This window comes from Luteibacter anthropi, from assembly GCF_023699965.1.
GTDB classification, from domain to species: Bacteria; Pseudomonadota; Gammaproteobacteria; order Xanthomonadales; family Rhodanobacteraceae; genus Luteibacter; species Luteibacter anthropi.
Window position 1 is genome coordinate 3197414 of the sequence record NZ_CP077072.1, and the last position, 25470, is coordinate 3222883.

Genomic DNA, 25470 nt, shown 5'->3' on the forward strand with positions numbered 1-25470 from the left:
ATCGTATCTCCACGAACTACCCACGGAAAGCCCAAGACAGGCGCCTAGGATGCATGGTTTTCCACCCGATCCCACCCCACGAATGAGCATGAAGCCCTTTTCGCGTCGTCCATGGAGACTGGCGTACCTGTTACTGCTGCCCCTGCTGGTTGCCTGTGGCAAGCAGGAGGCACCTGCCGTGCCACCTCCGGTGGTCACGGTGACCACGGTTGCACCGGTCGTCACGCAGGTGACCGACGACCTGCCCGGACGTGTGGTCGCGGGTCGCACGGCCGAAATCCGTGCCCAGGTGAGTGGCATCGTCACCCGCCGCCTGTTCGAGCAGGGCAGCGTGGTCAAGGCCGGCGAGCCCCTGTTCCAGATCAATCCGGCGCCTTTCCAGGCCGAAGCGGATAGCGCGGCGGCCACGCTGAAGCGCTCGCAGGCGGCCCTTGCGCAGGCCGAGATCACCGTACGCCGGCTTACCGGACTGGTGGATGCCGATGCCATCAGCCGGCAGGTGTACGACAACGCCGTCGCCCAGCGCGACCAGGCGGCGGCCGAGGTCGCGCAGGCCCAGGCCAACCTGGCACGGCGCAAGGTCGATCTCGGTTTCGCCACCATACGGTCGCCCATCTCGGGCCGCATCGGCCAGGAGCTGGTGACCGAAGGCGCGCTGGTTTCGCAGTCTGACGCCCAGCCGATGGCGCGCGTGCAGCAGATGGACGAGGTGTATGTCGACGTGCGCCAGCCTGCCGGCATGCTCGCCGCCGTGCGTGCGCAGGCCGACCAGGGTACGCCGCGCACGGCTCATTTCCTGGGCGATGGCAACGAACCCATGCCTCTGGAAGGGCAGATCCTGTTCTCCGACCTGCGTGTGGATGAGGGGACCGGCGACGTCGTGATGCGTATCGCCGTGCATAACGACAAGGGCCTGCTGTTGCCCGGCATGTTCGTGCGTGCACGTGTACCCCGTGGCGCGCCGCGTCCGATGCTGCGCGTGCCGCAGGAAGCCGTGGCGCGGGATACCGCCGGCAATCCCAGCCTCTGGATCGTCGATGCCCAGCACAAGGCCCATCCGCGCCCGGTCCGTCTCGGACCGCTCGTGGATCGCCAGTACGTGATCGAGGACGGCCTCGCCGCCGGCGAAAGCGTGGTGGTGGAAGGTTTCGATCGCTTGCAGGCCGACGTCGTCGTCAACGCCAGTCCCTGGAAGCCCGCCGATGCGGGCGGCCAGGCCGCTGTCGCGGAGCATTGAACCATGCCGCAATTCTTCATCAATCGCCCGGTGTTCGCCTGGGTGATCGCGATCTTCATCGTGCTGTTCGGCCTCATCGCCATTCCGATGCTGCCGATCGCGCGATATCCCACCGTGGCGCCGCCACGGGTCACCATCTACGCCACGTATCCGGGTGCCACGCCGGAAACGTTGAACGATGCCGTCGTGGGACTCATCGAGCGCGAGCTGTCCAGCGTAAAGAACCTGCTGTACTTCGAATCGACGGTGGATACCACGGGCTCGGCGGAAATCGCCGTGACCTTCAAGCCCGGCACCGATCCGGAACTGGCCCAGGTCGACGTGCAGAACCGCATCAAGACCATCGAGCCGCGCCTGCCGCAGTCGGTGCGCCAGAACGGCCTGAACCTGGAATCGTCGGGTTCGGGCTTCCTGATGGTGGTGAGCCTCAACTCCGAAGGCGGCAGGATCGACGACCTTACGCTCAGTGATTACATGGCGCGCAACGTCGTGGAAGAGCTGCGCCGCATCGATGGCGTGGGTCGCGTGCAGCTGTTCGGTTCCGAACGGGCCATGCGCATCTGGGTCGATCCCAACAAGCTCACGGCGCTGAAAATCTCGCTGGGCGACGTCACTGCGGCCATCGCGCAGCAGAACGTGCAGATATCCCCGGGACGCATCGGCGACAACCCGACGGTGCCCGGCCAGCGCGTAACCCTGCCGCTGCTGGCCCAGGGCCAGCTGACGAATGCGGAGGAATTCTCCCGCATCGTCCTGCGCAGCAATGCCGACGGCTCGAAGGTGGTGCTGGGAGATGTCGCGCGCGTGGAGCTTGGCGCACAGACCACCACGTTCTCGGTACGCGAGCACGGTCACCCCTCGGCGGGTGCCGGCGTGCAGCTGAGCCCGGGTGCCAACGCCGTGAAGACAGCCGATGCCATCCGCCAGCGGCTCGCCGAACTGGCGCCCACGATGCCCAAGGGCATGTATGCCTCGATTCCTTTCGATACCTCGCCCTACGTGAAGGTGTCGATCGAGAAGGTGCTGCATACCCTGCTCGAAGCGATGGTGCTGGTCTTCCTGGTGATGTACCTGTTCCTGCAGAACGTACGCTACACGCTTATTCCCGCCATCGTCGCGCCGATCGCGTTGCTTGGCACCTTCACGGTGATGCTCATCGCGGGGTTCTCGATCAACGTGCTGACGATGTTCGGCATGGTGCTGGCCATCGGCATCATCGTGGACGATGCCATCGTCGTGGTGGAAGGCGTGGAACGCCTGATGGCCAGTGAAGGACTGTCGCCGAAGGAAGCGGCCTCGCGCGCCATGCGCGAACTGACCGGAGCCGTCGTGGGTATCACGCTGGTGCTCACGGCCGTGTTCATTCCCATGGCCTTTGCCAGCGGCTCGGTGGGTGCGATCTACCGGCAGTTCACCATTTCCATGGCGGTGAGCATCATCTTCTCGGCCTTCCTGGCGCTGAGCCTGACACCGGCGCTCTGCGCCACGCTGCTCAAGCCGGTAGACCCGGGTCATCACGAGAAGCGTGGCTTCTTCGGCTGGTTCAATCGTCGTGTCGAACGCATGACCACGGGCTATGGCCGCATCGTGGGGGGCGTGCTGAAACGGGCAGGGCGTGCGATGGCAGGCTTTGCGGTGATCGTGGCGCTGCTGGTGGCCGGGTTCCACATGCTGCCTTCGGCCTTCCTGCCCGAGGAAGACCAGGGTTATTTCATCACCTCCTTCCAGCTGCCATCCGATGCCACGTCCGAGCGCACCCTCGACATCATCAAGCGCTACGAGAAGCATGTAGATGCACAACCGGGTATCGCCAACAACGAGTCGGTGCTGGGCTTCAGCTTTGCCGGTTCCGGCCCGAATGCGGCGCTGGCCTTCACGATGATGAAGGACTGGGGCGAACGCGACGGCGCGACGGCGCAGGAGGAAGTGGCCAAGGCGCAGGCGGCCATGGCCGATGCGCCGGAAGGCACCATCATGAGCCTGATGCCTCCGGCTATCGACGACCTGGGCAATGCCTCCGGCTTCGCGATGCGCCTGGTGGACCGCGCCAATCGTGGCAATGACGAGCTGGAAGCGGCGCAGACGAAGCTGCTGGAACTGGCGGCGCAAAGCCCGAAACTGGCGTTTGTCTATCCCGAGGGCCTGCCACCGGGTACCAGCATTTCGCTGGATATCGATCGTGACAAGGCCCGGGCCATGGGTGTGGACTTCACGGTCATCAGTGACGCGTTGTCGGCGGCCATGGGTTCGAGCTATGTAAACGACTTCCCCAACCATGGCCGCATGCAGCAGGTGATCGTGCAGGCGGATGCCCCTTTCCGCATGCAGCTGGACGACGTGCTGAAGATTTACGTGCGCAATGATCGCGGCGGCATGGTGCCGTTGTCCGAGGTGGTGCATCCGGTCTGGAAGCAGACGGCCTTGCAGATGATTCGCTACAAGGGCTATCCGGCAGTCCGTATCAGTGGCTCTGGCGCACCTGGATATTCCAGCGGCCAGGCCATGGAGGAGATGGAGCGACTGGTGGCGGAACTGCCACCGGGTTATGCGGTGGAGTGGACGGGCCAGTCGTTGCAGGAGAAACAGGCCGGTGCGCAGGCCCCGGCGTTGATGCTGCTGTCGATGCTGGTGGTGTTCCTGGTGCTTGCCGCGCTCTACGAGAGCTGGTCGATCCCGTTCTCCGTGATGTTGGTGGTACCGCTAGGCCTCATCGGCGCAATCGCCGCCGTCCTTGTGCGAGGGCTGCCGAACGATGTGTTCTTCAAGGTGGGCATGATCACGGTGATCGGTCTTTCGGCGAAGAACGCGATCCTCATCGTGGAGTTTGCACGGCAGTTGCGCGGTGAAGGCAAGGGTCTGGTCGAGGCCACCATCGAGGCGGCGAAGCTTCGCCTGCGCCCGATCCTCATGACCTCGCTGGCCTTTGCACTTGGCGTGGTGCCGCTGATGCTGGCCCGTGGCGCGAGCCAGGAGACCCAGCATGCGATCGGCACGGGCGTGTTCGGCGGCATGGTCACCGCGACCCTGCTGGCGATCTTCCTGGTGCCGGTGTTTTTCATGGTGGTCCAGCGCCTTGCCGATCGCTTCGGCAGGAAGCGCAACACACCCGAGGCGCAGGCCGGACGCCTGCCCGGAGAGTGATCCGATGTCTATGTTCCGTTTGACGACCCTGCTCGCGGTGGCCCTCACGGCCACCGCCTGCTCCATGGCCCCGGACTACGTGCGGCCCGACAGCCCTTTGCCGCTCGTGTATGCGCAGCATCCGGCCGGTGGCGGTGAGAATGCTTCCACCCTGGGCTGGCAGCAGGTCATGCCCGACCCGCGCCTGCGCTCGCTGGTCGACCTGGCGCTGGTCAACAACCGCGACCTGAAGCTTGCCGTGCTGAATGCGGAGGCGGTGCATTCGCAGTTCCGCGTGGAGCGTTCTGCGCGACTGCCGTCGCTCGGCGCTACCGGCCAGTTGCAGCGCAGCGGTGGCAGCGGGCAGCAGTCGCTGCAACCCGGCGTGCCCGGTGGACTGGACCAGAAGAGCGCCACGCTGGATCTGGCCGCGTACGAGGTGGACCTGTTCGGGCGCGTGCGTTCGCTGTCAAATGCTGCATGGGAGCGTTACCTCGCAAGCGAGGAGGGCACCCGTGCGGCGCGCATCACGCTGGTATCCGGGGTGGCGCAGGCCTATGTAGAGCAGCGTGTCGCTGCCGAGCAACTGGAACTGTCGCGGCGTACCTTGTCCGACTGGCAGGAGTCCCTGCGCATCACCCGCGCACTGCATGGTGCCGACCAGGTGGGTGGCATCGACCTCGCCCAGGCTGAAGGGCAGGTGGATCAGGCCGAAGCCGATATCCGTGCGCGCGAGCGCGAGCTGGCACAGGCTGACAACGCACTGACCTTGCTGGTCGGCGCTTCGTTGCCGGCGGATCTGCCCGCACCCGTGGCGCTGGATGCACGGCCCGTGGTGGCAAGTCTGCCTCCGGGGTTGCCGTCGGATCTGCTCGCAAGGCGTCCGGACGTGGCGCAGGCCGAGCATGAGCTGAAGGCGGCCAATGCGGATATTGGCGCGGCACGTGCTGCGTTCTTTCCACGCATTACGCTGACAGGTTCCTATGGGTTTGGCAGCGGTGAGCTGAGCAGCCTGTTCAAGGGTGCCAGCAAGACGTGGTCGTTCACGCCGCAGATCACCCAGCCGATTTTTCAGGGCGGCAAGCTGCGTGCGGAGCTTCGTCTGGCCGAGATCCGCAAGTCCAGCGCTATCGTGAGCTATGAAAAGGCCTTGCAGGTAGCCTTCCGCGAGGTATCCGACGGGCTGGCCGGGCAGGCGACCTACGGCGATCAGCTGGGCGCACAGCAGCGCGTGGTGGATAGCGCCACGCGCAGGGCGAAGCTCTCCGGGCTTCGCTACGAGGCCGGGCAGGACAGCCGTCTCGAACTGCTCGACGCGCAGCGGCAACGCTACGCGGCGGAACAGTCCCTGCTGGACTTGCGTCGTGCGGCGTTGACCAACACGGTAAACCTCTACAAGGCCCTGGGCGGCGGCACAACGTAACACCCCGTGTAGGAGCGCGCCTTGCGCGCGACCGCTACGAAGCCGATGACCTCATGGCTCCGCAGGTGTCGCGCGCAAGGCGCGCTCCTACAGGGTTTTACTCGGGGTGTAGGGCGACCCGTGAACGCAATGCTTTTGTAGGAGCGCGCCTCGCGCGCGACTGCCCGATGAGGCGATAACGCACCATCGTGTCGCGCGCAAGGCGCGCTCCTACATGGGTTCGCTGGTGCTGGGGGCGCCGGTTTCCATATGGCCTGCCACGCGTCGCGACCATCCCGACACTTCGGCCACCGTCACCGTGAGGTCGTACCAGCACGCGTTGTCTGCGATATCCCAGCTGTCCCCACGCGAACCCCGCGCGGGCACCGGATAGATCCGCACATCCTCCGCCACATAACCATTGCTGACGGTAAACGTGCACGGACCGTCACCCGCATTGGTCAGGGTCAGCTTCAACCGTCCGTTTGCCGGGTCATAGGCAAGAACGATTTCCGGCATGGTGGCCGCCGTGGCGACCTGGCCGTTCCAAACGCGCAGGAGGCCGTTGGGGCCATGTGCTTCCAGCTGGTAGATACCCTTGGTATAGGTCTTCGCGCTCCAGTAGTCGGACAGCGTCTTGCCCGCCTCGACCGTATAGCGCCACGGCCCGTCGCCGCGGTTGGCCGCATAGACCTGAAACACCGCGCCCGCACTTCCCGTGTTGAGGAATTCCAGCACGTAACGCCCCGTCGATGCTTCTACATGGCCCTGGATATCCAGCTCATAGGGCAGGGCACGGGCAGGCCGGGTACGCGTGGACTCGGGTTGCGGCATCGAAGGCGTGGCGGGTGCCACCGGCGATGGCAGGCTCTTGCATTGCGTATCGGCAGCCGCCGTGTAGCCGCTGGTATCGGGTAACGAAGGCCATGCCGTACTGGCGCCGCTGAAGTCGAATGCAGAGGTGAGGTCGCCGCAGACGGCCCGGCGCCATGGACTGATGTTGTCTTCCTTGACGTCGAAGCGTGCCTCGAGGAATCGCAGTACCGAGGTATGGTCGAACACCTCCGAGCAGACCCAGCCGCCGCGCGTCCATGGCGAGACGATGGTCATCGGCACACGGAAACCCAGGCCGATCGGCTTGTCGTCCTGGATCTCGCCCTTGGTGCTTACCGTGGACAAGCCATTGGCCGACGACGAAGGCGGTGTCGGCGGGGGAACGTGATCGTAGAAGCCGCCGTTCTCGTCGTAGTTGAGGATGAACACGGTCTTTGCGTAGACCGCCGGATTGGCCACCAGCGCGGCAAGCAGGCGTGCGCTCAGGTCTTCGCCGTAGGCTGGCTTGTAGTTGGCATGCTCGGAAAGGTAATCCGGCGCCACGATCCACGACACCTTGGGCAAGGTATCGTTGGCGACATCCTGTGCGAACGCCTTCACCAGGTCGGTGCTCACGGCGATGCCGCGATCGTAGAGCGGCTGCCCGGACTTGGCCTTCTTGAACGATGCGAACCACGCAAGCGCGTTGTCGTCGAAGTTGTTGCTCTGCTGGTAGACCTTCCAGCTGATGTTGGCCTGCTGAAGACGCTCGGCATACGTCATCCAGCCGAATCCGGCTGCGGGCTCGGTATTGTCCAGCACGGCGGCCTGTCCCACGGAGAGCCCATTGCTGCCGGAGAACAGATGCAGCCGGTTCGGGTTGGTCTGGGTGAGCGTGGAGCAGAAATACTGGTCGCAGATGGTGAACTGATCGGCGAGGGCGTAGTAGAACGGCAGGTCGTCGCGCGTGAAGTAGCCCATGCCAAGGCCCGGCGAGCGTGCGGTGTTCCACGCATCGAAGCGGCCGTTGTTCCATATGGCGGTGTCCACCGGATAACTCATGGCGGGTGCATTGATGCAGATGCCGCTGGTGGTTTTCGTATCCATGTGAAAGGGCAGCATGCGGCCCTGGCCGTAGGGCTGCTGCCATACGTTGGCGGTGCCGCCGGGCAGGGGAGCGGGCACGCGATCGCCGAAGCCGCGCACGCCGGCGAGGCTGCCGAAGTAATGATCGAAGGCGCGGTTCTCCTGCATGAAGATCACCACGTGCTGCACGTCCTGGATGCTGCCGGTGACCGTCGCCGCCGGTGTCGCCAGCGCCTGCCGGATCGCCGGAGGCAGCACGGATACGGCCAGCCCGCCTGCCGAGGCGGCTGTCATCTTGAGGAACCTGCGTCGCTTGACGTCGTCGATGCTGCTCATGCCAATCTCCCTGCTGGATGTCGTCATACGACACCGCGAGGGCGTTTCAGCAGCATGCCGCAGGCGCGTCAGCTTTCTGACCGTGGCTGGACAATCCCCGCCACCTGTCTACCCGTCATTCCAGCGAAGGCTGGAATCCAGCGCCCCGGTTCGCCAGTCAACACGAGCATGTCTCATCGGCTCGTGTACAGGCGCCCTCTGGCTAAAACCGGTCGCACCGCCCTGGGTTCCTGCTTTCGCAGGAACGACGTGAGGGATGGTCACGATGGTCGTTATGCTGGATGTTTCGGCATGTTGGCATCGACCGGGCATTGCGCCCGGGCGATGGTGTTGCGGCTTACTGCGCGAGGAAGCTCTCGGCCTTCACGTACGGCAGGTTGTGTGCCTGGGCGACCGGTTCGCAGGTGACCTGGCCCTCGCAGACGTTCAGGCCGTTGCGCAGGTGACCGTCCTGGGCCAGCGCCTTCTTCCAGCCGTGGTTGGCCAGGGCGAGGGTGTAGGGCAGGGTCACGTTGTTCAGCGCGAAGGTGGACGTGCGGGCGACGGCGCCCGGCATGTTGGCCACGCAGTAGTGCACCACGCCGTCGACGACGTAGGTCGGGTCGGCATGGGTGGTGGCGTGCGAGGTTTCCACGCAGCCGCCCTGGTCGATGGCAACGTCGACGATGACCGAACCCGGCTTCATGGTGCGCACCATGTCATGGGTGACGAGCTTCGGCGCGGCGGCACCCGGGACCAGCACGGTGCCGATCAGCAGGTCGGCACGACGCACCAGCTCTTCGATGGCCGAGCGCGTGGAGAACACGGTGGAGATCGAGGTGCCGAACTGCGTGGCGAGGCGCTTCAGCGCGTCAGCCGAGCGGTCTACCACGGTGACCTTGGCGCCCATGCCCACGGCGATGGTGGCCGCATGGGTGCCGGACACGCCGCCACCCAGGATCACGACTTCGGCAGCCGGCACGCCCGGGACGCCACCCAGCAGTACGCCGCGGCCACCCTGGGCCTTCTCGAGCGAATGCGCACCCACCTGCGGGGCGAGACGGCCGGCGACCTCGGACATCGGGGTCAGCAGCGGCAGCGAGCCGTTCGGCGAGGTGACGGTTTCATAGGCGATGCAGACGGCGCCCGAGTCGATCAGGTCCTTCGTCTGCTCCAGGTCCGGGGCCAGGTGCAGGTAGGTGAACAGGATCTGGCCCTTGCGCAGCTTCTTGCGCTCGACGGCCAGGGGCTCCTTCACCTTCACGATCATGTCGGCTTCGGCGAAGACCTGGTCGGCGCCCTCGACGATGGTGGCGCCGGCGGCCTTGTAGTCTTCATCGGTGATGCCTGCGCCGATACCGGCGCTGGCCTGCACCAGCACCTGGTGGCCGTGATGCACGAGTTCCTGCACGGACGAGGGGATGAGGCCCACGCGGTACTCGTGGTTCTTGATTTCTTTCGGCACACCGATGCGCATGGCGATTCTCTCTAGCTGAGGTTGGACTGCCCCGGGGGAAGGGGGCTGGCGGCGAAGTATGATTGAAGCTTCGTGCAATAGGTCGCCGATTTGCCGATGCTTTATGATGCATCTTCGAATCTCTGGCGAAAAAATCCCGGGTTGCTGAAATTTCATGCCAAGCCACGATCCAATCCTCGATGACCGCGACCGGGCCATTCTCCGCCTGCTCCAGGACGACGGCCGGCTGACCAACCTGGAGCTGGCCGCCCAGATCAACCTGTCGCCCTCGGCCTGCCTGCGCCGGGTCAAGCTGCTGGAAGATCGCGGGCTGATCGCACGCTACGTGATGCTGGTGGACGAAAAGGAAGCGGGCCTGCCTGGCACTGCCTTCGTGCTGGTGACCCTCGACCAGCAGGGGCGCGCGGCGCTGGATGCTTTCGAGTCGGCGATCCAGCGGCATCCCGAGGTCACCGAGTGCTGCCTGCTGGCCGGTGCGGCCGACTATATGGTGCGGGTGGTGTATGCCGATGCGGCCGACTTCGAGCGCATCCATACGGAGATCCTCACCCAGTTGCCGGGCGTGGTCCGCGTGCAGTCGACGCTGGCCTTGCGTACGGTAAAGAAGACCACCTCGCTGCCGGTCTGACGCCGCATGGAATCCACCTCACCCGCAGGTATCGAACGTCGCCTTTTCCGGGGCGTGGCGTGGGTGGTGATGGCGGTGCTGTTGCCCATGGGCGGCCTGGCGGCGTACCGCACGATCGCGAAGGCCAACGAACTGTCCGACCTGCGCCTGCGCGAGACCGCGCTTACCCTGGATGCCCTGCTGCGCCGGACGGGCGTGAGCGGCGTGCTGGAGCAGGCGTCGGCAGCACCGGCCATTGCCACGGAAAAAGGCATGGTGTCGCCGTTCGAAACGGAAGTGGGCTATCGCATCACCGACATGCATGGGCATGTGCTGCTCACCACGGATAACCTGCTCGAACTGCCGGCGGCCCTGCCGCAGGACGACCGCATTCATTCCGTGATGGTGCGGCGGCGCCGCTGGCATGTGTATACACGCATCGATCCCGGGCTTGAGGTCATCGTCAGTGTGGCGGAGCGTCACGATTCCCGGCGCGACATCATGAATGCCGTGGCCCTGGAGCGTACGTTGCCCGTCCTGATTACGCTGCCCTTGCTGCTGCTTGCCCTGCGCTGGGCGATTCGGCGCGGGCTGCGTCCACTTGATGTGCTCACGCGTCTGCTGGTGGCGCGTGAGCCCGGCTCGCGCGAGATCGTGGCGTTGCCGGAGACCGCACCTGAAATCCAGCCCATCGTCGATTCGCTGAACGCCCAGATCGGGCGCATCGAAGGTGCGCTGGAACGCGAACGACGTTTCAGCGCCGACGTGGCGCACGAGCTGCGCACGCCACTGGCAGCGACCATGATCAATCTCGACAGTGCCTCGGCGGCGGCCTCGGCCGAGTATTCGGCCATTGCGTTGCCGGACGCCATCGCCAGCCTGCGTCTGCTTGCACGGCGTACCGATCAGCTGCTCATACTGGCGCGCCTGGAAGATGCCGCCTCGATGCCGCAGGAGCGGCTGGACCTTTCGGCGGTGGTGCGCAACGTACTCGGCGAATGGGCACCCACGGTGGATACCGGTGCTTTTCATCTCGAGACGGTGCTGCCAGACAGCCCGTTATGGGTGGATGGCCACGATGCCGCCCTGTCGGCGATGATCCGCAATCTGCTGGAAAACGCATCCCGGCACGTACCGCGCGGCGGCACGGTACGCATCAGTGCAGCGCATGACGATGCCGACGTCGTGCTGGATGTCATGGACAACGGCCCGGGCATTCCTCCGGACCGCCGCGACGCCGTGTTCGCACGCTTCCATCGCGAGGCCAGCGGCCTTGGCGATGGCTTCGGGGTGGGGCTTTCCATCGTGCAGCGCGTGGCACAACTGCACCACGCGCGCGTGAGCCTGGAAGACGCGCCCTGGGGCAGTGGGTTACTGGTAAGGACGCGCCTCCCCCGGGCCCTTCAGAACGAACGTTCCAGGCTGGCGTAGTAGCCGCGGCGCGGACCGAACTGTGGCGCGCCGACGCCAATGCCCGTGCCATCGCGAAGCTGGTAGCCCCGGTCCAGTGCATTGATCACGGCCAGCCGCGCGTCCCAGTGCACGCCGAAGTGATGCGACAGGCTGGCGTTGAGCTGGAAATAGCCCGGCATGTGTGCACCGTTCGGCACGCCGTTGCCATCGCGCCGCAGACCGCTGCCGAAGAGGTAGTCGGCGGCGAGCTTCCAGTCCGGCGCAAACGCATAGGAAACACCGCCGGACGAGGTCAGTCGCTGCTCGTGGTCCAGGTGTACCCAGTGTGTGGCGATGTAGGCCAGGTCGTCCGGCTGGAAGTTGTATTGCCCCGAGGTCAGTTGCCGAGCCTTGGTGCGCTGCTGCGCGAGGTTGAAGAAGGCCGACCACGGGCCGCTGTCGTAGTTGACGCTCAGTTCCACGCCACGGATGCGGCCCTTTGCATAGTTGAAGGGCAGGTAGATAAGTGCCGCTCCGAACTGCCCTTCATCCTGAAGGTGTTTCGCTTCGCGATGATAGGCATCCAGTCCCACCGTAAGTGCCGGGGTTAATCGATGTTGCACGCCGATATCGTAGTAGTCCGAGCGTTCGGCTTTCACGCGGCTGTCGATGGTGCTGGATAACTGGTTGGTGGTGTCGTCGTACAGATGCAGGTTGGCAGGCGCCACCAGCTCGGTGGGGGCAGGCGTAAAGTAGCGTGCGTAGGCAATGTGCGCGGTCGTGTCGTCATCGAAACGGTAGGACATCGAAGCGCGGGGACTGACCTGGCCTTCGTCGAGGTAGGCCTTGTTGCGGTCTGCGCGTGCGCCGATGTTGACGGTAAGCTTCTCGAACGGCGTCCAGGAATCCTGCACATAGGCCGTGTACTGGTGCCCCACGATGCGCTGGTCATCACGGACGCCGACAGGTATTCCGGAGCTCTGGTGCCCGTCGGGACCTGCGGGAAACACCAGTGAATCGTTACCGCTGGTGGCTTTCTCCCGGTTGAAGTACATGCCATAGCTGAGCGTATGGGTATCCCCCAGCGACGTGGAAAAATCGGCCTGTAGCCCGGTCGCGCGACTGCCGCGTCGTACCCGCGACGCGATGCCGTTGAACATGAGGTCGCCGATGTCGTCGGGGTGGAAGTCCACGCCGCTGTAGCGCTGCGACAGCGCTACCTGGTAATCGGTTTCGTCGATCCTGCCGTGCAGGGCCAGCACGCCGAACCGGGTTATCTCGCGCTGGCGCTCGTTCAGCGTGGACGCATCGAATGTCGTGCGCCCGAGATAATCGAACGCTGGCTTCGCCAGCGGGTTGTCGGGAATGTCGAAGCGGTTGTTCGTCACGCCCGCCATGATGTCCAGGTGCATATGCGGGTCGATGGCATAGGACAACAGGCCGAAGGCATTGCGCTGGTTGCTGTGGTCATGCACCGGCTTGCGGCTGGACGTGGGGTTCTCGATCCCGATGTCGTTCTGCAGGTAACTGGCCGAAAAGAAGTAACTCCAGCCGCCCTCGTGCCCATGCAGCGACAGGTTGGGGTTCCAGGTGCCGAACGATCCCGCCGTGACGCCGGCACTGCCGCCGTTGTCCAGGTGCTCGCCACTGCGCGTGGTGATCTCGACCACGCCAGCCGTGCGGTAGCCGTATTGCGCCGGCAGTGCGCCCGTGAGCAACTGCATCGACTCGACGATATGCGTATCGAGGCTCTGGCCGAAGCCGCCGATACTGGTGGGCAGCAGCACGCCATTGATGCGGTACTGGATATTGGCGTGGTCGCCACGGATATGCAGCTGTCCGTAGGAGTCCTGCACCACGCCGGGGGCACGCAGGAGCACCTGGTTCACCGGCGTGCTGTCGCCCAGGGGCAGGGCGTCGATCGTTGTCCTGTCCAGCGTATAGCTGCTGCTGCCCAGTTCGGGCGCGTAGTCATTACGGGCGGTGCGGCTGGCCGCCACGTGGATTTCGGAAAGGCGGGTGGTCTGCGGCGTGGCGTCATCCGTCACATCGGCCGCACCCGCCCGTCCGGCCAGGCCCAGCAGGAGGGCCGCCGACAAAAGGGATCGCTTCATGGGTCACCAACTGACTCGGGTGTTATTGTTATAACATAACATTCAAGGCGTGCAGCAGGCCGTAAGTCATACCGATGAAATGGCGTCATCGTCACGTTGCCGTGCATGCACCCATGATCCAGTCATCGTGTCGCTAAACTCGCGACAGGGGCCCTTTCCCGGATTCATGATGAGGACGATCCATGACATCCCGCTCGACGCCGCAACGATCCGTGATCGCCACCGCGATCTTCGACCTGCTCGACCCGGTGCCCTATGGCGCCTTCGTGATGGCGCTGATCTTCGACGCCACGTATGCATCGACGGCGGAGATCCTCTGGGTCAAGGCCGCCGCGTGGCTCATCACCCTCGGCTTGTTCTTCGCGATCGTGCCGAGGCTGATCAACCTGGTGCAGACATGGGGGCCATCGCGATATGGCAGCAGGGCCGCGTTCTGGCTCAACCTGTTCGCCATCGTGGCGGCAGTCGTGAATGCGCTGGTGCACACCCGCGATGCCTATGCCGCGGCACCTCAGAACGTGTGGCTTTCCGCGGTGACCGTGGCATTGCTGTTTGCGGCAGCCATCACCGAGACGGTGCGCAAGTCATCGCGAAAGGAGGCTCCCCATGCATAAGGCCCGACGTTACGGCGTAGCGGTGCTTGCCATGGCGGTGTTCGCCTCGGGCTGCGGACACCGCAGCGCGATCGATCCCTCGGAGCAGATGGGCGCCGATCCGAAGCTGCCCGCGGCGCAGGATTTTCTGCTGCCTCCCATGCAGGTGCCCAAGGGCGTGGGCTGGAAAGACGGCGAGGCACCCACCGTGGCGCAGGGCCTGAAAATCGAGAAGATCGCCTCGGGCCTCATGCATCCGCGGCAACTGTATACCTTGCCCAATGGCGACGTACTGGTGGTCGAATCCAATGGCCCGGGCACCGAGCCTACCACCACACCGAAGCAGCTCATCGGCGCGCTCGTGAAGTCGGATTCGGGCAAGGGCGGAAAGGGCGGCAACCGGATCACCCTGCTGCGCCGATCGGGCGACGGGCAGTGGGAAAAGCATCCCTTCCTCGAACACCTCGATTCGCCTTTCGGGGTGCAGCTGATCGGCAATACGCTGTATGTGGCCAACACCGGCAACATCATGAAATACCGCTACGTGGAATGGGACACCCGCATCACAGATCCCGGTAGCGAATTCACCGACCTGCCCGACACCATCAACCATCACTGGACCAAGTCACTGCTGGCGAGCCCGGATGGCACGAAACTGTACGTGGGCGTCGGTTCCAACAGCAACATCGGCGAGAACGGCCTGGCAGTGGAATACCGGCGCGCTGCGGTGCTGGAAGTCGATGTGGCATCCGGTGCCAGCCGCGTGTACGCCTCGGGCCTGCGCAATCCCACGGGCCTGCAATGGGAGCCGAAGACGGGCAAGCTGTGGGCCATCGTCAACGAGCGTGACGAGATCGGCGCCGACCTCGTGCCCGATTACATGACAGCGGTGCAGGAGGGAGGCTTCTACGGCTGGCCCTACAGCTACTTCGGCCAGCACGAAGATCGTCGTGTGAAACCCCAGCGCCCCGACCTAGTTGCCAGGGCCATCAAGCCGGATTATGCGCTGACGTCGCATGTGGCACCGCTGGGCCTGTTCTTCTATCAGGGCGACAACCTGCCGGAGGCTTATCGAGGTGGCGCCTTCATTGCCGAACACGGCAGCTGGAACCGTTCGCCGCTGAGCGGCTATGCGGTGGTCTATGTCGCCTTCCAGGACGGCAAGCCAGTCGGCAGGATGCAACCGGTCGTCACGGGGTTCGTCTCGGCAGACGAAAAACTGCTTCACGGCGCTCCTGTAGGCATGGCACAGGACAAGCAGGGTGGCCTGCTCATCGCCGATGATGTCGGCAACACGATCTGGCGGGTTACTGCGGCATCGCCTTGATTGACGGAGCGTCCTTACCGGCAGGGCACCCGTTGTTCCAGCATGGCGGGAATATCCGTGAACGAGCGGGCGATCGAAGAGGCTGGCTGCGAGGAAGGCGCCTGTCCGTAACCCCATGAGGCGAACAGGCAGGGAATGCCATAGCCCGTCGCCGCCGCCACGTCCACGGCGTTGTCGCCGATCATGGCGGCGGGTAATCCTCCCAGCCCGCCAAGGCGCAGCGTCTGTTCGATATGGCGTGGGTCGGGCTTTGGCCAGGCGATCGTGTCGCCCCCGCAGACCACGTCGAAATATCCCAGCACTTCCAGGCCGCCCAGGATGCTCAGGGCAGCGTCTTCGGCCTTGTTGGTGCACACGGCCAGGCGCCAGCCTTCCTGCGCCAGGGTGCTGAGCGTGGCGGCAACTCCCGGATACAGCCGGGTACCTGTGAGCGGATCGAGGCCGTAATCGTGGATGAAATGGCGGATATCGTCGTCGGAGGGTTGTACGCCGCGAAAACGGCATGCGCGGCGGGCGAGCATTTCCAGGCCATGGCCCAGGAAGGCGGCTACCTCGCGACACACCAGGGGCGGTGCGCGCAGGCTGCGCAGCAGGCGATTCACGGCCAGCGTCATGCCTTCGACGGAATCGACAAGCGTTCCGTCCAGGTCGAATACGGCCACGCGGTCGGTATCCAGGATGAAGGCCTGGACGGTATCGGGCGGAGTGAAACGGGGCGAGGTCATGGGATGTGCTCGGGGCTTTGGAATGCCTCCATTCAAGCGCCGTCGGCATTCGGTTTCATTGCACCATCTTGAGGTTTACATTAGCCATGGACTAATGGAGCGCAGCCATGGAATTACGACACCTGAGATACTTCATCGCCGCTGCGGAAGAACTCCACTTCGCACGCGCTGCCGAGCGACTGGATATCGCTGCGCCCACGCTTACGGTGCAAATCCAGGAGCTGGAGCGCGACCTGCATGCCCGGCTGTTCCTGCGTTCGCGCAGTGGCGTGTCGTTGACCCCCGCCGGAGAGGCCTTTCTTGAAGAAGCACGCCTCACCGTTGCGCAGTTCGAGCGGGCGCGCAGCGTCGGGTTGCGGGCAGGGCGAGGCGAAGTGGGCCGCATCGAAATCGGTTACGTGGGCTCGGCGGCTTTCGCAGGCGTGTTGCAATCGCAGGTGCAGCGCTTTCGCGATGCGTCGCCGGAGGTGGCTATCGTCGCGGCGGAACGTCCCATGGACGACCTTCCCGGTTTACTGGAAGAAGGGGGCATCGACGTCGCATTCGTCAGGTTGCCCATGAGCCTGCCTGCGTCGCTTGCTTCGCATGTGCTGCTGAACGACGTCTTTTGCGCGGCACTGCCTTCGGCTCATGTGCTTGCCGGTGCATCGAGCCCGATACGCGCCAAGGCGCTGGCCGGCGAGACCTTCATCGGCCCCGAGCAGGCCCTGGGTACCCATGAAATCGGCAGGCGTGGGCGATTCACGCCGCGCATCGGCAAGGCGCCGGGCAGCCTCGTCGCCGTGCTGACCGAGGTCTCCCTGGGTGCGGGCGTTGCCATCGTGCCCAGCGTGCTGAAGGATGTCGTGAGCCTGCCTGGCGTGCGATTCAAGGCGCTGGCCGGCAAGCCGGTGTCATCCACGGTGGCCGCGGTGTTCCGGCGCCATGAACGATCGGCGGCGGTGAGCCGGTTTATCGCGCAGATTCGCGATACGCCGGCACTTTCCATCGTCTATCCGCTGCCGGAACGGTCGGGTCGAAGATAAGCCATGCCTGGCACGGTGTCATGCCCTTCGCGAAATATCCTGCGCAATCTTCGAAAATGCATGCAAGTGCGGCAAATCGCGTGGATCGGCAAAGCCCGGATCTGGGTCCTGTGTCCAAATAGACGTCCATAAACAATCCATGGCGATGCAGTGGTGAACGGTACGTCTTCTTCCTCGGCTCCGGTCGCCCTGCGCGACCGTATTGGCATGATCGATATCCTGCGTGGTATCGCCTTGCTCGGCATCCTGTTGATGAACATCGACGATTTCGCCGGTCCGGAAGGAGCCTTCCACGATTTTCCGCTGGGCCTTGCGCACCCCGCTTTCGTCGGCTGGCACGCGATGCTCGACAAGATCATCCTTGCCGTGAAGTGGACCTTCCTTGAGGGCAAGATGCGCGCCCTGTTCGGCCTGCTGTTCGGCGCAAGCACCATCCTTCTGCTGGAGCGCATCGAGCATCGGGCAGGGGCAGCGCGGGCTGCGGACATCTTCCATCGGCGCAACATGTGGCTTGTGTTATTCGGCCTCATCCACGGCCTGCTGATCTGGAATGGCGATATCCTGCTCACTTATGCGGTGATCGCCTTGCTCGTGCTGTATCCGCTGCGCGCCGTGCCGCCGAAGCGCCTGCTCATCGGCGGCTTCGCGCTATGGTTGATCGGCGGTACGGTGGGTGTAAGCGGGTTCATGGAGATTCCATCCACGCTTGCCCAGCAGGCATTCCTCACGCAGGCACGTGAAACGGCGGCCTCCGGTGCCGCCCTCACCGAGGCGCAGCGCAGCGCATTGATCGACGAGAGCAAGGCGCGCAGCGCCGACGCCCCGGCCCTGGACGAAGCACTGCACGACGGGCGCAAGGGCTATCTGGACGCCGTTGCCGCCAACGCCCAGGGCTATCTCGCGTTCTACTGGAAGCAGTGGACGGGTGGCCTGATGCTTGAATACATCGGCTGCATGATTTTCGGCATGGGCTTGTTCCGCGTGGGGTTCCTCTCCGGCGCGCTGCCTTCTCGGGTCTATGGCCGGGTGGCGCTCGCAGGGTACGCCGTTGCGCTTCCGCTGAGCCTTGGCGGCCTCTGGTACGTCTTCGCGCATGACCTTTCCACGACGGCGCTGCTGGAGGCGCTGTACTGCCCCTATACGATCCTGCAGATCAGCGCGACGCTGGCCAATGCGTCACTGCTGATCCTGCTTGTCCGCACGGGGCGGATGGCGCCCTTGCTCCGTTCGCTGGCCGCCGTGGGCCGCATGGCGATCACCAACTACCTGTTCACCAGCCTGCTGTGCTCTTTCGTCTTCAGCTGGGGGCCGTGGAAGCTTTACGGCACGCTGGAGTATTACCAGTACTTCTACGCAGTGGCCCTGGTGTGGGCGTTCAACCTGGTGTTCAGCCGCCTGTGGCTGCGCCACTTCGCGTTTGGTCCGGTTGAATGGCTCTGGCGTTCGCTGACCTACTGGACATGGCAGCCGCTGCGGCGTGCAGGTCAGTCCAGCCCTGTCTTGCCGGGTGCCCAGTAAGCCTTGTTGTGGAAGCGTCCCGCCGGGATGCCTTCGCCACGCAGTGCGCGTCGCATGCACTGGATGGAGGTGGATTTTCCCGTCAGCACGAACGACTGCCCGGGCTGGGTCTTGAGGCGATGCATTGCCCGGGCTTCCACGGCGGGAAGGTGCGCATCGTCGGGGCAGCGCAGGTGGATGTCGACATGCTCCAGCCCCAGGGCCTGCATGATCTGTGGCAGGTCGTCTGAGGGCGTCATTTCCAGGATGACGGAAGGATGGGCCAGTGTGGTCCGGAGCCCCATGAACGCGTATGCGAGGCCGAGGCTGGTTTCGTCGCCGAAGAGCAGGCCCGGTGACTCGACCGTGCGCAGGTCGATGGAGCGCCGGGGACCGAAGAGCACGCAGTCATCACCGATCCGGGTCTCGCGTGCCCAGGAGGCACCCGGGCCTGCGCCGTGCAGGTAGGCGAGGATGCGTGTGCGGCCGCGTATCGCGTCCCACTCGATGGGCGTGAAGGTTCGCTGTATCCAGCTGCCGAGCATGAGCTGCAGCTTGTCGCCGGGTGTCCAGTTCACCTGTTTCAGGGCTTCGCCGCCGAGGGTGATCAGGCGGAAGCGATCGCCGACGGGTTCGATTTCCAGCACGCGCGCATTGCGCGTGAACATTTTCTGGAACGCGGCTTCGAGCCTGCCGACCCGGGGAGCCGGGGTGGCGTGTGTGGGTTCGCGCATGGGTGGTGCCTTCGAGGATGCCGATATACGGCAGCCTACGCATGCACGGGGAAAAGCGGTTGCGATAAGCGGCCAAATAATTTCGCGTTTGGGCCAAATGTTGCAAAACCCTGTAGGAGCGCGCCTCGCGCGCGACCGGTATAGCCGGGCGGCACAAGTCTTCGACCCGTCGCGCGCAAGGCGCGCTCCTACAGGGGTTCTTGAGCCGGCGTCTGCCTGGCGCGCTCGATCATGATGGGCCAGTTGGGTGTCCGGGGCTGCCCGCGGATGAGGCGCAGTACCGGGAGTGGCCGCATGCCTAGTTCTTCGGTGGCGCGCGCCTCGACGACGTGTGGATCGGCGTAGGTCGCCTGTTCAAGCAGCAGGCGTCCGTACTCGTATTGCAATGCGTCGCGGTCCGATCGCAGGCGATTTAGCTGCATGGAGAGCGTGCGGGCCTGGTGCCTGTACCACACGACGCGGATACTTTCGGCAACATCGGCCAGCAACAACAGCACGAGCACGACGACAGTCGAGCGTCGTGCGACGGTTTTCCACGGATCGGACATGGGCAGGTGGCGCGCGTGGGCGCGCATGTAGCGGGGGACCTCCCGATGCTGGTGGCTGCACCTGCGCCTGACCTGCGGTTTTGCTGGCGTTCTGCGGGCACGGTGTTGCGTGTCATCACCGGAAAGGGCGCTTCAAGTGCGCCCTTTCCGCGCAATCATCAGGAATGCACGCGACGCCAGACGACCTCGCCGTGCGCGCCTTCCGCGGCACCGCTGGATGGCTTGGCCACCGTATAGGTCAGTTCGTCACCCTTGAGGGTATAGGTGGTATCACCGCCCTTGCCGTCCCAGTTGGGATACGAAGCGCGCACGATCTGGCTGTGCATGACCATAGTGGCGGCATTGGCGCTGACATGGCCGAAATGGGCATTGCTGTCGAGCGAGGCGGCGCGGTATTCCTCCGGCGTGCCCTTGGATTTGTCGTTGGCCGCGAACGGCGTGCGACTGGCACGCACGATCTGCATCATGTAATCGCCCTGGGCATCGATCAGCCACATGCCTTCAGGATTCGGGCCGTAGAGTTCGACGCGGCGACCGTCGGGATAGACGTTGTCGCAACGTACCAGCGTCCATGCGCCCACCAGTTCCTTCGGCAGCATGGGCATGGGCATGGGCTTGGGCCCCATGGGCATCGTGGATCCCGTCATGGGGCTGGCGGCCATGGCGAGCGATGGGGCAAGCATAAGGGCGAGCAGGGTCGCCAGCAGAGGAAGGGTCGGGCGGGACATGGCGATACCTCGATGCGTGGTGGGTGGCCGTATCGTCTTGCCCGCAGGTTCTTTTGATAATGGGTCTGGCCCTGTATTGACCTTCAAGTATTCCTTGAAGATGATCCGCGCAGGGGTATGCCACCCCGGAAGAGGGGTCATGCACCGTCTCAACGATATGCAACTGCTCGTGGACGCTGCCGACCTGGGCAGCCTGTCGGCCGCCGGGCGTCGGGCCGGTTTGTCGCCGGCCGCCGCGAGCGCCTGCGTGCAGCGGATCGAGGCCTCGCTGGGGGCGCGACTGTTCGAGCGAACGACACGGCAGCTGCGCCTGACGGACGAAGGGCGTCTCTACATTGCCTCGTGCCGCCAGGCGATCGATACGATGAAGGAGGCCGAGCAGGCCGTGCGCCATGGCACGGAACGGGTCAGTGGCACGCTCCGTGTGTCGGCTCCTTCGGATCTGGGCCGCAACCTGCTCGTGCACATCCTCGATCAATTCATGACACTGCATCCGGACGTGCGCATCGCACTGACGTTGTCGGATTCACTGTCGCGTTTCGTGCCTGATGAGGTCGATGTCGCCATTCGCGTCGGCAAGCTGGATAGCGGCGAGATGGTGGCGCGACATCTCGCGGACAGCTGGCGCGTGGTCTGCGCGTCGCCTGCGTGTATCGCAGCCCATGGCATGCCATCGTCGCCGGATGAACTCGTGGATATGCCAACGCTGGTCATCACCACGAATGCGGGGCCGCGCGACCAGTGGCGGCTGGGCGATACCGTGGTGCAGGTGCGCCGGTATCATCAGAGCACGGACAGCGAGGTGGTGCGCACCTGGGCCGTGCTTGGCAAGGGTTTCGCGTACCGGCAGTTGTGGGCGGTGGCGAAGGATGTCGACGAAGGACGGCTCGTGCTGGTCAACGCACCGGCATGGTCCGCGCCTGCGCCCATTCATGCGCTTTATCATCCCAACGTATTCCAGCCGCCGCGCGTGCGTCGCTTCGTGGATTTCCTGCACGCCGACATGGCGAAGCGGTTGCCGGCGGGCCATGCGAAAGGGTATCCGGCGGCCCGCTGACAGGGCGGCCATCGCCTGTGGCATGGGGAAACGCAGGTTCCTGGAGGGCGCGATTTCACACGACGATGGCCAATCGGGGTGTCATCTGCTGTCGCGTTATCCTTCGTCCGCTGCGGGCGTGTCATCATCCGCGGACCAGGAGTGTGCCAGGGGGCACGGAGGGCTTCAGGCCGTATGACTGACTCACATGCCACGCCGCCTGCCGAGGGAAGCGAAGCAACGCCCGTTCCAGGCACGCTCCCAGGTCATCTCTCGGGTAGCGACATGCAGTTTCGCATCCTCGTCGAGGGTGTGGCGGACTATGCGATCTACATGATCGACCCCTCGGGGCATGTGGCGAGCTGGAACTCGGGGGCGCAGCGGATCAAGGGCTATATGCCCGCCGAAATCATCGGCAGCCATTACCGTCGTTTCTATACCCCTGAAGACCAGGACGCCGGGGAGCCCGAACGCAATCTGCAAAAGGCCGTGCTCCACGGTCGTGTCGAGGCCGAAGGTTGGCGCGTGCGCAAGGATGGCACCCGGTTCTGGGCCCACGTCATCATCGATCGTATCCAGGACGCGGACGGGCACCTGATCGGTTTTGCCAAGGTCACCCGCGACGTCACCGAGCAGCGCACCGCGGCACTTGAGCTGGAAGAGGCCAGGATGGCGCTGTTCCAGGCCCAGAAGATGGAAGCGATGGGCCAGCTTACCGGTGGTGTCGCACACGATTTCAATAACCTGCTGATGGCAATCCAGAGTGCGCTGGACCTGCTCGGCCGCCGTCTGCCGGATGACGAGCGCACCCAGGCCATCTACGCCGCGGCGCTGGCTGGCGTGCAACGGGGAGCAAGCCTCACCCAGCGCATGCTGGCCTTTGCACGGCGGCAGGAGCTGCGGCCGCAGAAGGTCGATCTTGCCGGGCTGATGCGAGGCATGTCGCGACTGTTCGACCATACACTGGGCGAACGCTTCCAGCTTGCCGTCCGCATATCGCCGACGCTTGGTCCGATGCTTGTCGATCCGCACCAGCTGGAACTGGCGTTGCTCAACCTCATCGTCAACGCTCGTGATGCGTATGGCGATCAGGGAGGGCGTATCACCATCGAAGCCGACATGGTCGAGTCGTTGCGAAGCGAACTGCCGCTGGCGGGCGACCGGCGCTATGTGCGCGTATCGGTGATCGACCAGGGGCAGGGCATGGACGCGGAAACGCTCGCGCGGGCTACCGATCCGTTTTTCACCACCAAGGGCGTCGGCAAGGGTACGGGCCTGGGGCTGTCGATGGTGCATGGCCTGGCGGCCCAGTCGCAGGGCCGGCTGGTCCTGCACAGCCGGCCTGGTGAAGGCACGCGCGCCGATCTGTGGCTGCCGGTGGCGGATGAGCGCGACGTGGCGGCGGTCGCTGAAGCGCCCCTGACGCTGCCCGTGGCAGCCGCCGCTATGTCGTTGCATGTACTGGCCGTCGATGACGATCCCCTCGTGCTGACTACCCTGGCCGCCCTGCTGGAAGATCTCGGTCATACCGTGACCACGGTGGCTTCCGCGACGCAGGCCCTGGACGTGCTGAGGTCCGGTGACGCTTGCGATGTACTGATGACGGATTACGCGATGCCACATATGACCGGCAGCGAGCTGGCGGCCGAAGTGCGCAGGCTTCGCCCGGCATTGCCGATCATCCTTGCGACCGCCTATGCCGAAGTCCCCGTGACCGGATTCGATAACCTGCTGCGGCTCAACAAACCGTTTGACCGCGCACATCTTGCGTCGGTGCTTGGACGCATCGGCGGGGACTGAATCCCGCCGCGCAGTTCAACCTGCGCGACGGAGCACGTCATCCACCCAGCGGTGCACATCGCCGGGAACGGGCGTCTCGCTCGTAAACAGGATGCGGTAGAGCAGGGGCGAGATGACGTGCTCGATCACATCCAGCGTGGGCGCGACAGCCTCGCCACGTTCGCGGGCGCGCGCGGCAATGATGTCGATCTGCTGCGCGTTGAATTCCGCACATTTGCAGGCATTGACCGCGATGCCCGTGGACAGCACGTCGCGCAGCAGTTTCCGGCCGGGCTCGGAGGTCATCTCGTCGAGGTATTGCTCCAGCCATGCTTCCAGGTCGCCCCGGTAGGACCCCGTGTCGCCCGGGGACGTCTCGGGGCGCAACTGCTCCACGGCAACATCGGCGAGAAGCTGGGCCAGGTCGCCCCAGCGCCGGTAGATGGTCGACGGCGTGACACCCGCACGGGACGCGATGGCAGGGACGGTGAGGGTGTCACGCGATGCCTCGTCCTGCTGAAGGTCGCGGACGGCCTGGTGGACTGCCGCCTGGACGCGGGCGCTGCGGCCGCCGGGGCGCAGCTGGGGCTGGGGTGTGGTGCTCATGGGCGCATTGTATCACCAGCTAAAGCAAAGTATTTGCGTTAATGGAAATTCGGAGTAGGCTAACGCACATTCTTAGCTTTTACTGGCTATCCCCATGAGCACCCCTGCCATACCGGCTTCGCGCCGGTCTCTCGCGATCCATTCGGCCACACTGATCGCCTTCCTTGCGGCATCGGGAGCGCCTACGCCTTTGTATCGGCTGTACCAGGCCCAGTGGCATTTCAGCCCGACCCTGCTCACGACGATCTTTGCCGTGTATGCCTTTGCCCTGCTGCTCACGCTGCTGTTTGCCGGACGCCTGTCCGATCACCTGGGCCGGCGTCCCGTGATCGCCCTGGCCATCGGACTGGAAATGCTGTCGCTGCTGTCTTTCCTGCTGGCCGATGGCCCCGCATGGCTGGTGGTGGCCCGACTGGTCCAGGGTATCGCGACGGGTCTTGCCACGGCGGCCATCGGCGCGGCGATGCTCGACATCGACCGTGAGCACGGCGCCACCGTCAACAGCATCGCGCCGCTCATCGGCCTTGCGGTGGGCGCCCTGGGCAGCACGTCGCTGGTGGTGCTGGCGCCGTCGCCGCTGCATACGGTGTTCATCGTGCTGGGCCTGCTGTTCGCCATCGGCTTCGTGATGACCTGGACCACGCCGGAAACCTCCGGCGGACGCCCCGGCGCGCTGGCCAGTCTTCGCCCGAGCGTTGCCGTGCCGCCGCATGCACGCGGCGCACTGCTCGCCGTGACGCCGCTCAACGTGGCGGTATGGATGCTGGGTGGTTTCTACCTGTCGCTGATGCCGTCGCTGGTCGCGCAGACCACGCATTCCACGTCGCCCTGGCTTGGTGGTCTTACCGTGTCGGCCCTGACGTTCACCGGGTCCATGGCCGTGCTGGCCGCCATGCGCGTGACCGCCTACAGGGCGCTGCTGTCCGGCGCATCGCTGTTGATCGTTGGCCTGGTGATGATCCTGGTGGCTACGCGTTTCGGTTCGGGCCTGTGGCTGGTGGTGGGTTCGATCATCGGCGGCGGCGGGTTTGGTGCTTCGTTCCTCGGTTCGGTGCGCGCCGTGCTGCCCCTGGCGGAAGCGAGCGACCGCACGCGGCTCATGGCGGTGTTCTACATTGAAAGCTACCTGGCGCTCAGCGTGCCGACCATCGCGATAGGGTGCGTCGCGCAACACTATGGCCTGCTCCTGGCCATCGACATCTACGCCGCGATCATTCTCGTGCTTGCGCTGGCTGCGGTGGGCTGGATCGTCTCGCGCGCCCACCATGTTCGCGCGCCTTCGCCCATGCCTGTCGGAGGCTGAGCCGCG

At 64.7% G+C, this 25470-nt stretch carries 20 protein-coding genes; 12 read left to right on the top strand and 8 right to left on the bottom strand.

The window, feature by feature from the left end:
• The first annotated feature begins 88 nt into the window (after positions 1-88).
• The 3 genes from KR767_RS13915 to KR767_RS13925 are packed head-to-tail and all read left to right on the top strand — an operon-like array spanning position 89 to position 5780.
• Positions 89-1237, top strand: coding sequence for an efflux RND transporter periplasmic adaptor subunit (locus KR767_RS13915; protein WP_250876701.1), 1149 nt, complete (start codon positions 89-91; stop codon positions 1235-1237).
• 3 nt (positions 1238-1240) lie between these two features.
• Entirely contained in the window at positions 1241-4378 is a 3138-nt protein-coding gene (locus tag KR767_RS13920) for an efflux RND transporter permease subunit (protein WP_166949308.1), read from the top strand.
• A 4-nt stretch (positions 4379-4382) separates the two neighbouring features.
• The gene (locus tag KR767_RS13925) at positions 4383-5780 is read left to right on the top strand and encodes an efflux transporter outer membrane subunit (protein ID WP_250876702.1); all 1398 of its coding nucleotides are present in this window, start codon (positions 4383-4385) and stop codon (positions 5778-5780) included.
• Positions 5781-5990: 210 nt separating this feature from the next.
• Here KR767_RS13925 and KR767_RS13930 read toward each other — a convergent pair whose 3' ends face one another.
• Both KR767_RS13930 and ald read right to left on the bottom strand, forming a co-directional pair.
• The gene (locus KR767_RS13930) at positions 5991-7994 is read right to left on the bottom strand and encodes a phosphocholine-specific phospholipase C (protein ID WP_250876703.1); all 2004 of its coding nucleotides are present in this window, start codon (positions 7992-7994) and stop codon (positions 5991-5993) included.
• A 337-nt stretch (positions 7995-8331) separates the two neighbouring features.
• Positions 8332-9450: an alanine dehydrogenase gene (gene ald / locus KR767_RS13935; protein ID WP_166949310.1), complete on the bottom strand. Its 1119-nt coding sequence runs from the start codon at positions 9448-9450 to the stop codon at positions 8332-8334.
• Positions 9451-9604: 154 nt separating this feature from the next.
• On the opposite strand from ald, the gene KR767_RS13940 reads away from it, so the two are divergent.
• Positions 9605-10078: an Lrp/AsnC family transcriptional regulator gene (locus KR767_RS13940; protein WP_166949312.1), complete on the top strand. Its 474-nt coding sequence runs from the start codon at positions 9605-9607 to the stop codon at positions 10076-10078.
• 6 nt (positions 10079-10084) lie between these two features.
• A complete protein-coding gene (locus KR767_RS13945) occupies positions 10085-11488 on the top strand; it encodes an ATP-binding protein (protein WP_250876704.1) in 1404 nt (467 codons plus the stop codon).
• Here the strand turns inward: KR767_RS13945 and KR767_RS13950 are convergent.
• Complete coding sequence (locus KR767_RS13950; RefSeq protein ID WP_250876705.1) at positions 11461-13563, bottom strand: TonB-dependent receptor; 2103 nt, start codon at positions 13561-13563, stop codon at positions 11461-11463. The genes KR767_RS13945 and KR767_RS13950 overlap by 28 nt on opposite strands.
• A 182-nt stretch (positions 13564-13745) precedes the next feature.
• Here KR767_RS13950 and KR767_RS13955 point away from each other — a divergent pair, with 182 nt between their 5' ends.
• Positions 13746-14177: a DUF2231 domain-containing protein gene (locus KR767_RS13955; protein ID WP_250876706.1), complete on the top strand. Its 432-nt coding sequence runs from the start codon at positions 13746-13748 to the stop codon at positions 14175-14177.
• Positions 14170-15483: a PQQ-dependent sugar dehydrogenase gene (locus tag KR767_RS13960; protein ID WP_250876707.1), complete on the top strand. Its 1314-nt coding sequence runs from the start codon at positions 14170-14172 to the stop codon at positions 15481-15483. The genes KR767_RS13955 and KR767_RS13960 overlap by 8 nt, the downstream gene beginning before the upstream one ends.
• A 14-nt stretch (positions 15484-15497) precedes the next feature.
• Here the strand turns inward: KR767_RS13960 and KR767_RS13965 are convergent, their stop codons facing one another.
• Positions 15498-16208: an HAD hydrolase-like protein gene (locus tag KR767_RS13965; RefSeq protein WP_250876708.1), complete on the bottom strand. Its 711-nt coding sequence runs from the start codon at positions 16206-16208 to the stop codon at positions 15498-15500.
• A 107-nt stretch (positions 16209-16315) separates the two neighbouring features.
• On the opposite strand from KR767_RS13965, the gene KR767_RS13970 reads away from it, so the two are divergent.
• The gene (locus tag KR767_RS13970; RefSeq protein ID WP_250876709.1) at positions 16316-17233 is read left to right on the top strand and encodes a LysR family transcriptional regulator; all 918 of its coding nucleotides are present in this window, start codon (positions 16316-16318) and stop codon (positions 17231-17233) included.
• A 153-nt stretch (positions 17234-17386) separates the two neighbouring features.
• On the top strand, positions 17387-18751 hold the full coding sequence (locus KR767_RS13975) for a DUF418 domain-containing protein (protein WP_250876710.1): 1365 nt from the start codon (positions 17387-17389) through the stop codon (positions 18749-18751).
• On the opposite strand, the gene KR767_RS13980 is transcribed toward KR767_RS13975, so the two are convergent.
• From KR767_RS13980 to KR767_RS13990, 3 genes are all read right to left on the bottom strand, one after another.
• Positions 18718-19464 (bottom strand): siderophore-interacting protein, encoded by a 747-nt coding sequence (locus tag KR767_RS13980; RefSeq protein WP_250876711.1) that lies wholly within the window; start codon positions 19462-19464, stop codon positions 18718-18720. The two genes, KR767_RS13975 and KR767_RS13980, sit on opposite strands and share 34 nt — an antisense overlap.
• 188 nt (positions 19465-19652) lie before the next feature.
• Positions 19653-20039: a cell division protein FtsL gene (ftsL, locus tag KR767_RS13985; RefSeq protein ID WP_243853234.1), complete on the bottom strand. Its 387-nt coding sequence runs from the start codon at positions 20037-20039 to the stop codon at positions 19653-19655.
• A 131-nt stretch (positions 20040-20170) separates the two neighbouring features.
• Positions 20171-20740 (bottom strand): lipocalin-like domain-containing protein, encoded by a 570-nt coding sequence (locus KR767_RS13990; protein WP_166949324.1) that lies wholly within the window; start codon positions 20738-20740, stop codon positions 20171-20173.
• Positions 20741-20879: 139 nt separating this feature from the next.
• Between KR767_RS13990 and KR767_RS13995 the strand changes: the two genes are divergently transcribed.
• Positions 20880-21797, top strand: coding sequence for a LysR family transcriptional regulator (locus tag KR767_RS13995; protein WP_250876712.1), 918 nt, complete (start codon positions 20880-20882; stop codon positions 21795-21797).
• A gap of 264 nt (positions 21798-22061) precedes the next feature.
• Positions 22062-23576 (top strand): PAS domain-containing sensor histidine kinase, encoded by a 1515-nt coding sequence (locus KR767_RS14000; protein WP_250876713.1) that lies wholly within the window; start codon positions 22062-22064, stop codon positions 23574-23576.
• A gap of 15 nt (positions 23577-23591) precedes the next feature.
• Here KR767_RS14000 and KR767_RS14005 read toward each other — a convergent pair whose 3' ends face one another.
• Positions 23592-24161, bottom strand: coding sequence for a TetR/AcrR family transcriptional regulator (locus tag KR767_RS14005; protein ID WP_166949330.1), 570 nt, complete (start codon positions 24159-24161; stop codon positions 23592-23594).
• Positions 24162-24255: 94 nt separating this feature from the next.
• Here KR767_RS14005 and KR767_RS14010 point away from each other — a divergent pair, with 94 nt between their 5' ends.
• Positions 24256-25464: an MFS transporter gene (locus KR767_RS14010; RefSeq protein WP_166949332.1), complete on the top strand. Its 1209-nt coding sequence runs from the start codon at positions 24256-24258 to the stop codon at positions 25462-25464.
• Positions 25465-25470: the final 6 nt, after the last annotated feature.

Excerpts from the sequence above, each read along its gene's own strand:
- KR767_RS13915 (WP_250876701.1), top strand. The coding sequence starts at position 89 with ATGAAGCCCTTTTCGCGTCGTCCATGGAGACTGGCGTACCTGTTACTG.
- KR767_RS13920 (WP_166949308.1), top strand. The coding sequence starts at position 1,241 with ATGCCGCAATTCTTCATCAATCGCCCGGTGTTCGCCTGGGTGATCGCG.
- KR767_RS13925 (WP_250876702.1), top strand. The coding sequence starts at position 4,383 with ATGTCTATGTTCCGTTTGACGACCCTGCTCGCGGTGGCCCTCACGGCC.
- KR767_RS13930 (WP_250876703.1), bottom strand. The coding sequence starts at position 7,994 with ATGAGCAGCATCGACGACGTCAAGCGACGCAGGTTCCTCAAGATGACA.
- ald (WP_166949310.1), bottom strand. The coding sequence starts at position 9,450 with ATGCGCATCGGTGTGCCGAAAGAAATCAAGAACCACGAGTACCGCGTG.
- KR767_RS13940 (WP_166949312.1), top strand. The coding sequence starts at position 9,605 with ATGCCAAGCCACGATCCAATCCTCGATGACCGCGACCGGGCCATTCTC.
- KR767_RS13945 (WP_250876704.1), top strand. The coding sequence starts at position 10,085 with ATGGAATCCACCTCACCCGCAGGTATCGAACGTCGCCTTTTCCGGGGC.
- KR767_RS13950 (WP_250876705.1), bottom strand. The coding sequence starts at position 13,563 with ATGAAGCGATCCCTTTTGTCGGCGGCCCTCCTGCTGGGCCTGGCCGGA.
- KR767_RS13955 (WP_250876706.1), top strand. The coding sequence starts at position 13,746 with ATGACATCCCGCTCGACGCCGCAACGATCCGTGATCGCCACCGCGATC.
- KR767_RS13960 (WP_250876707.1), top strand. The coding sequence starts at position 14,170 with ATGCATAAGGCCCGACGTTACGGCGTAGCGGTGCTTGCCATGGCGGTG.
- KR767_RS13965 (WP_250876708.1), bottom strand. The coding sequence starts at position 16,208 with ATGACCTCGCCCCGTTTCACTCCGCCCGATACCGTCCAGGCCTTCATC.
- KR767_RS13970 (WP_250876709.1), top strand. The coding sequence starts at position 16,316 with ATGGAATTACGACACCTGAGATACTTCATCGCCGCTGCGGAAGAACTC.
- KR767_RS13980 (WP_250876711.1), bottom strand. The coding sequence starts at position 19,464 with ATGCGCGAACCCACACACGCCACCCCGGCTCCCCGGGTCGGCAGGCTC.
- ftsL (WP_243853234.1), bottom strand. The coding sequence starts at position 20,039 with ATGCGCGCCCACGCGCGCCACCTGCCCATGTCCGATCCGTGGAAAACC.
- KR767_RS13990 (WP_166949324.1), bottom strand. The coding sequence starts at position 20,740 with ATGTCCCGCCCGACCCTTCCTCTGCTGGCGACCCTGCTCGCCCTTATG.
- KR767_RS13995 (WP_250876712.1), top strand. The coding sequence starts at position 20,880 with ATGCACCGTCTCAACGATATGCAACTGCTCGTGGACGCTGCCGACCTG.
- KR767_RS14000 (WP_250876713.1), top strand. The coding sequence starts at position 22,062 with ATGCAGTTTCGCATCCTCGTCGAGGGTGTGGCGGACTATGCGATCTAC.
- KR767_RS14005 (WP_166949330.1), bottom strand. The coding sequence starts at position 24,161 with ATGAGCACCACACCCCAGCCCCAGCTGCGCCCCGGCGGCCGCAGCGCC.
- KR767_RS14010 (WP_166949332.1), top strand. The coding sequence starts at position 24,256 with ATGAGCACCCCTGCCATACCGGCTTCGCGCCGGTCTCTCGCGATCCAT.